Source organism: Parvimonas sp. KA00067 (assembly GCF_001553085.1).
In the GTDB taxonomy this organism is placed as follows: Bacteria; Bacillota; Clostridia; order Tissierellales; family Peptoniphilaceae; genus Parvimonas; species Parvimonas parva.
Genome location: NZ_KQ960137.1, coordinates 41,117 through 52,610 on the forward strand (window position 1 = coordinate 41,117; position 11,494 = coordinate 52,610).

An 11,494-nucleotide genomic window follows, 5' to 3' on the forward strand; every position below is an offset into this window, starting at 1 on the left:
ATATCCTAATAACTATAATTTTCTGTTAAATTAGAATTTCTAACCATAGTATTATAAACTTTAGATTTTTCTAAAAGCTCACTATGTGTTCCTTGAGATTCTATCTTTCCATTTTCCATTACAATTATTTTATCTACATTTTCTATTGACTTCATTCTATGAGAAATTACCAATACAGTTTTATCTTTAATTAGTTTATTTAAACTTTCTTGTATTTTCATTTCGTTTTCAACATCAAGACTTGCACTAATTTCATCAAGCAAAATTATCGGAGCATTCTTTAAAAATGCACGAGCAATAGAGATTCTTTGTCTTTCTCCACCTGATAGTTTACTTCCATTTTCTCCAATTAAAGTATCGTATTTTTCAGGTAATTTTTCAATAAATTCTTCACAATTAGCAAGTCTTGCTGCCTCTTTTACTTGTTCATCAGTAGCATCTTTATTTCCAAATCTAATATTTTCTAAAATTGAAGTATTAAAAAGTGTAACCTCTTGAAAAACTATTGAAATATTTTCAAAAAGACTTTCTGTTTCCACTTCCTTAATATCATTTCCATCTATAATTATCTTTCCCTTATCATAATCATAAAGTCTTGACATCAATCTTAAAACAGTTGTCTTACCACAACCCGATGGTCCAACCAGAGCAGTAACCTCTCCTTGCTTTGCTACAAATGAAATATCATCAATAACTTTATTTTCGTTGTATCCAAATTCAACATTTTTAAATTCTATATCAAAATTATTTAATTTTTTAGGCTCTCCTTGTTGAACTTCAGCAGTTCTTAATTCTTTAATTCTTTGTAGATTTGCATCTAAATACATAAGCTCTGCAAGATTTGAAAACATACCGTTTACAGCATCAATTATCTTTGATGCACACATAATAAAAGCTACAAAATAAAGAAGAGAAACTTCACCATTCAAATAGAACATTGTTCCAAATAAAATGGTAGCACCAAGAGTTAAATTTTGAATATTAGTAGAAATACTTAGAAGAAGTACCATTTTAAATTCAGCTTTTATATGAATTTTTTCCGAATATTCAACATTTTCAAATATTTCTTTAGTAAATTTATCAACTTGGCCATAACTCTTTATCTCTTGTTGTAATTCAATAGCTTGTTGGAAATTTTCTGAAATATCTCTCATTATATCATAATATCTTTTATTGCCAACTAGTTGAATTTTTTTAGTAATAAAGATAAAACTCGTACTTATAATAATTGGAATTAATATGCAAAGAGCAAGTTTAAAACTGGCGAACATCAACATTGCAATTATTAGAATCAAATAAAATATTAATCCAATAACCTTTGGAATAGCATGACTCATTGCATGCTCAATAGTTGCAACGTCTTTCATTATAGTTTGAGAAAGGTCTGAAATATCATGTTTTGAAAAGAAAGAAAGTGGTAAATTTTTCAAAATATTTGCAATTTCAATTCTAAGATTTGCACTTTCCTTGTAAGTTTCATTATATAAATTGTCATATTCAATAGACATAATTACATACATCACGACAAGCATAACTAATATTCCAATGATAAAGAAAACTAGACTATTTGATTTCCCTTCAATAATATTTTGAACAAATATCATAAATAAAATCATTGGTATCATTAAGCTACAATATGATAAAAAAGAAGTAATTGATGCTTTTACAACTCCAACCGTACCTTTATCAGTTAATTGAAATATTCTTTTTAACATTTTCATAATTACATCCTCCATTCATTAGATTTAGAGAATAAATCTTGTAAAAATTTATATCTTCCACCAATTTCCATAAGCTCTTTATCAGTTCCTCTTTCAATGATTTTTCCATTATCTACAACTAAAATCTCATCTACATTTCTTATTGAACTTAATCTATGAGCAATCATAATTACTGTTTTATCCTTCATTAAATTAGAAAAAGCTAATTGTATTTCATGTTCGTTTTCAGGGTCAGATGCAGCCGATGCCTCATCTAAAATTATAATCTTCGCATCTTTTAAAATCGCTCTGGCAATGGCAATCCTTTGAGTTTCCCCACCAGATAAATATACACCTTTTGAGCCTATAACTGTATTTTCACGAGTTTTAAACTTATCTAAAATTTCTTCACATCTGGCAAGCTTTAAAGCATTCATAACCTCTTCGTAACTTGCATTTTCATTTCCAATTTTTACATTTTCAAAAATTGTAGTCTTGAAAAGTTTTGAATTTTGAAAAACAAAAGAAATATTATTCATAATCGCACCTCTTGAATATGAAGAAATATTTTTACCACCTATCAAAATTTCTCCGTCTTCAATATTATAAAAACCGGAAATCAATTTTGCGATAGTTGATTTTCCACCACCCGATGAACCTACAAGTGCATAAGTTTTATTTTCTTCAAGTTTAAAACTTAAATTTTCTAAAATATTTTTTGTGTCATATTTAAAAGTTACATTTTTGAATTCTATATTAAAATTAGAAAATTCTTCTTCGTTCCCATGATTAATATTATTTTTTCCCATTTCCACAAAAATATTTTCCAACTTATCTACTGCTTGAGTCGCCATAAATTGATGCATTCCAACATACATAATTCTCATAAAGCAACCAAATAATGTTCCTACAAAACAAGTAAAGAAAATTAATTTAATCATTATTTCTATATTAGATTGTCCACCGTTTGAGAACATAATCGCAAAAGGAATTACATACGCAGACGCTCCAAGCAAAAGAATTTGAAATATAACATAAGGATTTTTACAAGTTTTACTATAATCATAAGCACATTTAGAATAATCCATAATGGCATCATAAAAAGATTTAAAAGAAAAAATTGACGCTTTAAATATTTTTAAAACTTGCATTCCTCTAACATATTCAACTGCCTCACTATTAACTCTTTCCAATGCCTTATTATACTTATCCATAAATTCAACTTCACCAAACATAAGTTTTGTAAAAATTCCAGCTAAAATTGATAAAATAACAGTAGCAATTCCAAGATATAAATCTACTGCAAACATAATTCCAAATAAAAATATTGGAGTTATAACAGCAATTGTTATATCCGGAATTAAATGCGCAACAATCATATGTGTATCACTCGCATTATTATCTATAATTTTTCTAATTCTCCCTGACTCATTAACATCAAAAAATGCAAATGATGCACTCATCAAATGCTTTATCCCTGCCTTTCTAAGATTTGTTTCCAATCTAAATGCAAATAAATGAGTAAGCCCTACTGAAACAAAATAAACAAAAGATTGCAAAAGCATAACAACAAAAATGGTAATTGCATAATATTTTGCCTGTGTAAAATCTTTTTTCAACAAAAATTCATTTAAAAACTTATACAAAAACCAATAAGGCAACATTGAAAGTGCAGACGAAATAATACTCGTTATAATAGCAATATAAACAAGATATTTTTTGTCAGGCACATACTTAAATAATTTTTTGTAAATATTCATTTAACCCTCCTAATTTTTTTTATTCGGTATAAAATACCATATAGCAAAAATATTTTTAACTACTCCCATAAAAAATATTTTTACCTAACGACGTTGTCGTCATTTTAATTTATTATAACACTTTCAATATTGCTTTTCAATATATTTAATATTGATTTTTATTTTTATTTTTAATTTTAAAATATTTTTTAATAATAATGATTTAAAAAAATATAAATAAACAACAAAAAAGACAACCTAATATTTTAAGGTTGCCTTAAAAATTTTAACATATTCTTGGACGCTATTTTACAAAAATTAATTGTCAATTTATTCTTTTATAGAATTTTTTATCTTTTCCCAAAGTTTTAAACGATTAAGAATATTCTCTGATAAGAACTTTTTATTATTTTCATCTAATAAAAATTTATAAATATCTTCTGGAGAAACTTTTTTTATTTTATTTTCACTAACATTTTCTAAATTTTCAAGCTTTCCTTCTGTTGTAAATAAAAACACTTTTCCATCTAAATTTTCATATAGTTTAGTATCAATATCTATATCCCCCTGTTCTACTTGAGTAAAAGCTTTCTCTCCATTTTCATTAATCAAAACATATTCATAAAGCTGAGTTGATTTTAAACACAAAAAAGGTAGCACCTAAGCACTACCTTAATTTTTATCTATTTATTTTCTTCTTCATCTACTACTTCGTAATCAGCGTCAACTACATCATCTTTCTTTTGTTCTGCTCCTTGTGGATTAGCATTTTGATATAATTTTTCTGAGATTTTGTAGAATTCTTGAGTTAAAGCATCATTTTTAGCTTTAATATCTTCTGTATTATCAGTTGTTAAAGCTGTTTTTAATTCTTCAAGTTTTGAAGTAACTGCTGATTTTTCTTCTTCTGAAATCTTACCTTCTAAGTCTTTTAAAGTCTTTTCAGTTTGATATACTAGAGATTCAGCGTTATTTTTAACTTCTACTGCTTCTTTTTTCTTCTTGTCTTCTTGAGCAAATTGTTCAGCTTCTCTAACCTTTTTGTTGATTTCTTCTTCTGATAATTTTGTTGATGCAGTAATTGTAATCTTTTGTTCATTACCTGAACCTAAGTCTTTTGCATGAACATTTACAATTCCGTTTGCATCTATATCAAAAGTAACTTCGATTTGTGGAACTCCTCTTGGTGCTGCAGGAATACCTGTTAATTGGAATCTTCCTAATGTAGTATTGTCGTGAGCAAATTCTCTTTCACCTTGTAAAACATGAATATCTACTGCAGTTTGTCCATCAGCTGCTGTTGAAAATATTTGACTCTTCTTAGCTGGAATAGTTGTATTTCTTTCGATTAATCTAGTCATTACTCCACCCATTGTTTCAATACCTAATGACAATGGAGTTACGTCTAATAATAATAAGTCTTTAACTTCTCCAGTTAAAACTCCACCTTGAATTGCTGCACCGATAGCAACACATTCATCTGGGTTAATATCTTTTTGTGGTTCTTTTCCAATTAATTTCTTAACAGCCTCTTGTACTGCTGGAATTCTTGTTGAACCACCTACTAAAAGAACTTTATCAATTTCTGATGCAGTAAGTCCGGCGTCATTTAATGCCTCTCTAACTGGAACTAATGTCTTATCAACTAATGATGAAGTTAATTCTTCAAATTTAGCTCTCTTAATATCCATATTTAGGTGAACAGGCGCTCCGTCAACAGCAGTAATGAATGGTAAATTTACATTTGAAGTCATTGTAGTTGAAAGTTCTTTTTTAGCTTTTTCAGCAGCATCTTTTAATCTTTGCATTGCTGTTACATCTTTACTTAAATCTATTCCATTTTCTTTTTTGAATTCTGAAACAAGATAGTTCATTAAAACTTCGTCGAAATCATCTCCACCAAGTCTATTATTTCCTCTAGTAGATAAAACTTCAAAAACTCCATCTCCTATTTCTAATATAGAAACGTCAAATGTACCACCACCAAGGTCAAATACCATTATTTTATGTTGTTCAGTGTCTTTATCCATTCCATAAGCAAGTGCAGCTGCAGTTGGTTCGTTAATAATTCTCTTAACATTTAAACCTGCAATCTTTCCTGCATCTTTTGTAGCTTGTCTTTGGCTGTCTGTAAAGTAAGCCGGAACTGTAATTACTGCCTCTGAAACAGTTTCTCCTAAATAGCTTTCAACATCTGATTTAATTTTTTGTAAAATCATTGCTGAAATTTCTTCAGGGCTATAATCTTTACCATCAATTTTTACCTTGTAATCTGTTCCCATTTCTCTTTTAATTGAAATGATTGTTCTTCCTGCATTTGTAATAGCTTGTCTTTTTGCAGTTTCCCCTACTAATCTTTCTCCGTTTTTTGTAAAAGCAACTACTGAAGGAGTCGTTCTATTTCCTTCAACATTTGCAATAATTGTTGGTTCTCCACCTTCCATAACAGCTACTGCTGAGTTTGTTGTACCTAAATCAATACCTATAATCTTTGACATAATATTTTCCTCCTAATTATTCACTAACTTTAACCATACTAGGTCTAATTACTTTATCTTTAATTTTATATCCTTTTTCAAAAGTTTCTAATACGACACCACTTTCAACTCCGTCTTTACTTTCAGTCATAACTGCATTATGTAAATTTGGGTCAAAAACAGCACCATCGCTTTCAATTTCTTCCAACATTTCAGTTTTTAAAATTGATTCAAACTGCTCTTTAATCATAATAAAGCCTTTAACTACATCATCATCAACATTAAGATGAACAAATGCTCTATTAAAATTATCTAAAACAGGTAATAACTTCAAAATTAAGCCTTCATTTGCAAGTATAATAGAATTTGACTTTTCTCTTTCAGTTCTATTTCTATAATTTACAAAATCAGCTTGAAGTCTTAAAAGTTGATTTTTTAATTCTTCAATTTCTGAATTTAATTTTTCCTCAACTTCATTAGAAGAATTTTCTTCTAAATTTTCATTAGATACTGTTTCAGTATCTTCTTTAATTTCATCTTCTAAAATTTCTTTATTTTCTTCCAACTATTTCGCCTCCCGTCATTTTAAAATATCATTCATTCTATCATTTAAAGTTAACATAGTTGATATTATCTTTTCATAATCCATTCTAGTTGGACCAATAACAGCTATCTTTCCTTTACTACCATTTCCTAAATCATAAGAAGTAGCAACAATGGTATTCTCAGTTAAAAAGTCTTTATTATTTTCACTTCCGATACTAATATAAATTTCATTTCCATTATAACTTAAAAACAAATCTTCCAATTCATTTTTATCTTCTAAGAAATGAATAAGTTCTTTAGCCTTATTCATATCCCTATACTCCGGAAAATTAAATATATTTGAAATACCTTCAAGCTCAATATCAGACTTTTCAGTTTTTGAAACCTCTTTTTCTATCAAGTCGGAAACTTCTGTAATAAATGGAATTTTTGAAACAAAAGTAAGTTTTAAAAACTCTAATCTTTCATTCAAATCAGATACTTTAACATTTATCAAATATTTCTTTAAATAAAATATCAGTTCTTGTAAAATTTCTTCATTAATACTGTTTTTAACATCAAAAACGGTATTAACAACTTTTCCTGTGTCAAAAACTAAAACCAAAACATAATAATCTCCACTTATATTTATAACATCAATACTCTTTACAGAACAATCCATATAATCTGTAATCATAGTTGCCGTTATACATTCTGTAACCTCAGAAATTATCTTCGCAGATTCTTTAAAAATCTTATTTTTTTCATTAATATGCTTTGCCAGAACGTCAATTCCATACATATTTTTTGAAATTTCGTCAAAATGTGAAGATAATAAATAATTAACATAATGTCTATAAGCCTTATCCGACGGAATCCTACCGGAAGATGAATAGGCCTTGTTTAAAAAACCAAGCTCTTCCAAATCACTCATTTCATTCCTAACAGTAGCTGAACTTATTCCCATATCATATTGTTTGGAAATTGTCCTTGACCCAATAGGCTCAGAAGTACTGATATAACTATCTATTATGGCATATAAAATTTTCAATTTTCTATCATCAAGCATTTTATCACCTCTTTTTAGCACTCAACCTCTTAGACTGCTAACAATATTATATTACTATTATTCCCCTATGTCAAGTTTTAAAACAAATTTATTTAAAATTTATTTAAAATTTATTTAAAATTTATTTTCATGCACAAAAAAAGTAGCCCTAAGGCTACCTTTAAATACCTATTTAACTTATGCTTTAGCGATTTTTTCTCCAAATGCTACACAGTCATCTTCGTCTTCTGGTGTTGGACAATCATATACGCAAAGAGGTTCAGCTACGATTTTAGCTCCAACTCCTTCACATCTAACTTTCCAGTCTTTCATCCATTTTTGTCCTTCGTTCCATTCATAAGAACCGAATAAAGCAATCTTTCTTCCGTTTAATTCTTCTTCAACTTCTTCAAACATTGGTTCGAAACTTGATTCTTCAAGAACTTCATCTCCCATTGCTGGGCAACCAAATGCAACTAAGTCGAAATCGTTTAACATATCTGCTCCAAAATCATCACAGAAAATTACTTCAACTTCTGAACCTGCGTTTTCAATTCCTTCGGCGATACAATCAGCCATTTTTTCAGTATTACCTGTACCTGACCAATATACAACTGCTACTTTCATTTAAAAGTCCTCCTTAAAATTTAACTAACAAAGTAAAAGTTTATTGTATTTAAAAGTAAAATACAATACAATTAAATTTTCAACAATATTAGTTTTATTGTAAATTTAATTAATAATTTTTACAAGATAATAATAACAATAATCTAAAATTTTGTCAACTATTTTAAAATTTTTTATAATTAAAATAATTTTATTTTAATACTATATAAATTATAAAGTTACTACATCTGCCTTTAGTTTATATATAACGTCTTTTCTCTCAACGATTATATTTACTTTTTTTGAAAGTTCTTCATCATTTTTTATTTTTTCCAATAATCTTTTTGACGGATTAATCGTATAGGCATTTCCAAATCTTCTAAGCATTGATAAATCTCCTGTGGTATCTCCATAAGCAAAAGATTTTTCAATATCTATATCATACTTCTCAATCAGTTCTTTACAAACTCTATCTTTATTTTCACTATCCCACATTGGAAGAATTTCACCATTAAATTTTCCATTTTCATCGTATAGATACTTTGTAGCTCTATATTCTGTAATATCATATTTCTTAGCCATTTCTTCAACTAAAAAGTCCGGACTTCCAGAAACAAAAAATATTAAATGACCATTCTTTTTATGAAATTCTAATTGATTTCTTGAAAAAAGATAAACTCTTTCACACACTTTTTGAACAGATTGTTCAGCTATAAACTTATTATATTCAACGTCAAAGCCTTTTAAATCTGTAATATATTTTTCAGCAAGTGCCTCAATATAAGCATCATAAGCCCCATATCTATTAACATATTCCATATATAATTGCTTTACATCATTGACCCAAATACTCTCATCTAAAATTTCATATTTTATAAGTCTTTTAAAATGTTCAATCATCAAAGATTCTCTCGCAATAGTTCCGTCAATGTCAAAAAAACTGGCTATATTAGACATACAATCACCTACTTTTTCCTAAAGTTCATAAGTATTAAAGCATAGAAAAGTGAAACCACTCCACTTGTACCTATAATCATTGCATAATACAATGAATTAAGTCCTCTTGGAGTTATAATATTTGTCCAACCATCTGCTAAAAATACTGTTCCTGTTATTATTAAAACAAATGCAGGAATAAACTTTAAAAATCTATATTTTGCTCTGCTAAGCAAATAAGTTACAAGCATTCCGACAAATATCGCAAGCAACACGATAACAACAGATACTCTTTTTTTCAATAAAATTTCAAATAATTCCTTCATACTAAAACCTACTTTCTAATTCTTCTTTAAGTTCCGGTAAAGATTTAAGACATACATTGTCTTTGCTTATTTCCAACAAATCTAAAACTTCACACAAATCATCATAATGAGAAACCTCTATTTCCATATAAGGATATGGATAAACCTCCTTATCCCAAACATCAATATCTATATGTGCTTTTTTAAATGAATATGAAGTTCTAAACTTTTTCTCAATATCTAACTTATCATATCCCAAAAATTTTAAAATCTTTAGCATTTCAGAGCTATTTTCCAAAGGTACATTGTATTCATTAAACTCTTTAAGAATTTTATTTGCCTTATGTTCTTTGTAAGTAAGTTCCGAATTTATTTCTTTTCCATTTTCATCTAAAAATTTTCTAATTCTTAAAAAACTTCCCCTTGGAATACAATCAAACTTCGAAGAAGATAATCTTATATTCTCCTGATTTTCAGTTCGTAAAAACTTTGCGCCTAAATTTTTTAACTTTTCTTTTACTTCTTCAACATCTATATTTAAAATCTTAACTTCTAACTCTTTTTCCATTTTATCTCCTAATAAGTCTTGGAATAAATTTTAAGTAATCGGCAGAAAGACAATGAAACTCTATACCATCAACAACCTCATCAACAACATTATTTAACGAATGTGCGTGTAAATGCCCATATAAAACAATTTTTATATTATGCTCTTTTGCAAACAATCCAAAGTCATTAAGTGTTCTGTCCTTTTCTACCGGTGGATAATGGAAAAGACAAATTATTTCCTTTTCCTTATTTTTAACAGAATTGAAACTAAGCTCTAACCTCATAAGCTCTCTATTATAGATTTTTCTGTCCGTACTTTCAGAAAATTCAGAGGACTTTGGAGAAAGCCAACCTCTTGTTCCGATAAAGACATAATCTTCAGTTTCAATACTATTATTTTGTAAAAAAAACATATTTTTTAAATTTAATTCTTTTATCTTATTTAAACTACTCCACCACAGGTCGTGATTACCTTTTAAAAAAATCTTTTTTCCTGGAAGTTCTTCAATTCTCTTTAAATCATTATAAGCCTCTTCAATCTTCAAAGCCCAAGAAATATCACCCGGAACAATAACATAGTCATCATCCTTTACAATTTCTTTCCAAGATTTAAACATTCTTTCTTCATAGTTTTCCCAAGCGGAGCCAAAAACCTCCATTGACTTATCTCCAGTATAATCTAAATGCAAATCAGATAAACCGTATATCATTCTATCTCCTAAACAAATTTTTTAACATTTTCAATACTTTGACTTGCAACCATATATCCCTCTTTATACAAATCGACAACATCTTGCATATTAGTTGTAAACGACTTGAATTTTAAAGGATTAATAGGTGCAAAAACAATAGCTTTTTCATCTTTTTCTAAGCTATCAATTAAATCCATAGTCTTATTATATCTATCTTTTTCATTTTCCATTGATTCTATAAATTTCGGATAATCTTTATAACCAAATCTTACGATATCACTAATATCAGAATTTGTTCTTCTGTATCCTCTATTTTTAGCAAGTAAAATCACAAATTTTTCATAACCTTTTTCAATCGCCCTTTCAAGTGGATTCGTATTATACATTCCACCGTCAAAATATGGAATTCCATCAATCACAACACATTTTGCCATATCAGGAAGAGCAGAAGATGCTATTATCTTATCAACCATATCTAAAGTATTTTTAGCATCTTTTGATGAAAAGAATTTATAACTACCATCAATCAAAGAAGTAACACCTGCCTCAAATTCAGTTTCAATATTTTTATCAAATTCAGGAAAATCAAAAACTCCATTAACCATAGCTTTTAAATCTATCGGCTCTGATGAATTTTTTAAAATTTCCATATTATTTGCAAATTCTAAAAATAATTTATTAACATCAAAAGCAATACCACTAACAAATTCAAAACCTGTAATTGCTCCGGCAGATACGCCGACAACATAAGGAAATTTAATTTCATTTTCTTTAAAACAATCCAAAACACCTTTCAAAAAGGCACCTCTCATCGCTCCGCCTTCAATTACCAACGCAACTTTATTATCCATAAAATACCTCTCATCTTATTAATTATATTTATTATTTTACCATAAAACAAAAAAATATACAAAAAA

Annotated in this window: 12 protein-coding genes; all 12 read right to left on the minus strand. The window is 28.1% G+C overall.

Features of this window, described 5'->3' with window-relative positions:
* Positions 1–5: 5 nt before the first annotated feature.
* Positions 6–1,724, minus strand: coding sequence for an ABC transporter ATP-binding protein (locus HMPREF3181_RS00300; protein WP_068471966.1), 1,719 nt, complete (start codon positions 1,722–1,724; stop codon positions 6–8).
* Entirely contained in the window at positions 1,724–3,460 is a 1,737-nt protein-coding gene (locus tag HMPREF3181_RS00305) for an ABC transporter ATP-binding protein (protein ID WP_068471864.1), read from the minus strand. The genes HMPREF3181_RS00300 and HMPREF3181_RS00305 overlap by 1 nt, the downstream gene beginning before the upstream one ends.
* 309 nt (positions 3,461–3,769) lie before the next feature.
* The gene (locus tag HMPREF3181_RS00310; protein WP_068471866.1) at positions 3,770–4,087 is read right to left on the minus strand and encodes a hypothetical protein; all 318 of its coding nucleotides are present in this window, start codon (positions 4,085–4,087) and stop codon (positions 3,770–3,772) included.
* Between the two features lie 35 nt (positions 4,088–4,122).
* A complete protein-coding gene (dnaK, locus tag HMPREF3181_RS00315; protein ID WP_068471868.1) occupies positions 4,123–5,937 on the minus strand; it encodes a molecular chaperone DnaK in 1,815 nt (604 codons plus the stop codon).
* Between the two features lie 16 nt (positions 5,938–5,953).
* Complete coding sequence (gene grpE, locus HMPREF3181_RS00320; RefSeq protein WP_068471870.1) at positions 5,954–6,481, minus strand: nucleotide exchange factor GrpE; 528 nt, start codon at positions 6,479–6,481, stop codon at positions 5,954–5,956.
* Between the two features lie 15 nt (positions 6,482–6,496).
* On the minus strand, positions 6,497–7,531 hold the full coding sequence (gene hrcA / locus HMPREF3181_RS00325; RefSeq protein ID WP_231723235.1) for a heat-inducible transcriptional repressor HrcA: 1,035 nt from the start codon (positions 7,529–7,531) through the stop codon (positions 6,497–6,499).
* A gap of 156 nt (positions 7,532–7,687) precedes the next feature.
* A complete protein-coding gene (locus HMPREF3181_RS00330) occupies positions 7,688–8,116 on the minus strand; it encodes a flavodoxin (RefSeq protein WP_068471872.1) in 429 nt (142 codons plus the stop codon).
* Between the two features lie 210 nt (positions 8,117–8,326).
* Complete coding sequence (locus tag HMPREF3181_RS00335; protein WP_068471873.1) at positions 8,327–9,052, minus strand: HAD family hydrolase; 726 nt, start codon at positions 9,050–9,052, stop codon at positions 8,327–8,329.
* Positions 9,053–9,060: 8 nt separating this feature from the next.
* Positions 9,061–9,357 carry a hypothetical protein gene (locus HMPREF3181_RS00340; RefSeq protein ID WP_068471875.1) on the minus strand — a complete coding sequence of 99 codons (297 nt, stop codon included), beginning with the start codon at positions 9,355–9,357 and terminating at the stop codon, positions 9,061–9,063.
* 1 nt (position 9,358) lies between these two features.
* Positions 9,359–9,904, minus strand: coding sequence for a class IV adenylate cyclase (locus tag HMPREF3181_RS00345; RefSeq protein WP_068471877.1), 546 nt, complete (start codon positions 9,902–9,904; stop codon positions 9,359–9,361).
* Position 9,905: 1 nt separating this feature from the next.
* Positions 9,906–10,595 carry a metallophosphoesterase gene (locus tag HMPREF3181_RS00350; protein WP_068471879.1) on the minus strand — a complete coding sequence of 230 codons (690 nt, stop codon included), beginning with the start codon at positions 10,593–10,595 and terminating at the stop codon, positions 9,906–9,908.
* Positions 10,596–10,603: 8 nt separating this feature from the next.
* On the minus strand, positions 10,604–11,428 hold the full coding sequence (locus tag HMPREF3181_RS00355; protein ID WP_068471881.1) for a patatin family protein: 825 nt from the start codon (positions 11,426–11,428) through the stop codon (positions 10,604–10,606).
* Between the last annotated feature and the right edge of the window lie 66 nt (positions 11,429–11,494).

What these genes read in the sequence shown, in the direction of transcription:
- HMPREF3181_RS00305 (WP_068471864.1), bottom strand. Translation starts at nt 3,460, where the DNA reads ATGAATATTTACAAAAAATTATTTAAGTATGTGCCTGACAAAAAATAT.
- dnaK (WP_068471868.1), bottom strand. Translation starts at nt 5,937, where the DNA reads ATGTCAAAGATTATAGGTATTGATTTAGGTACAACAAACTCAGCAGTA.
- HMPREF3181_RS00330 (WP_068471872.1), bottom strand. Translation starts at nt 8,116, where the DNA reads ATGAAAGTAGCAGTTGTATATTGGTCAGGTACAGGTAATACTGAAAAA.
- HMPREF3181_RS00335 (WP_068471873.1), bottom strand. Translation starts at nt 9,052, where the DNA reads ATGTCTAATATAGCCAGTTTTTTTGACATTGACGGAACTATTGCGAGA.
- HMPREF3181_RS00340 (WP_068471875.1), bottom strand. Translation starts at nt 9,357, where the DNA reads ATGAAGGAATTATTTGAAATTTTATTGAAAAAAAGAGTATCTGTTGTT.
- HMPREF3181_RS00345 (WP_068471877.1), bottom strand. Translation starts at nt 9,904, where the DNA reads ATGGAAAAAGAGTTAGAAGTTAAGATTTTAAATATAGATGTTGAAGAA.
- HMPREF3181_RS00350 (WP_068471879.1), bottom strand. Translation starts at nt 10,595, where the DNA reads ATGATATACGGTTTATCTGATTTGCATTTAGATTATACTGGAGATAAG.
- HMPREF3181_RS00355 (WP_068471881.1), bottom strand. Translation starts at nt 11,428, where the DNA reads ATGGATAATAAAGTTGCGTTGGTAATTGAAGGCGGAGCGATGAGAGGT.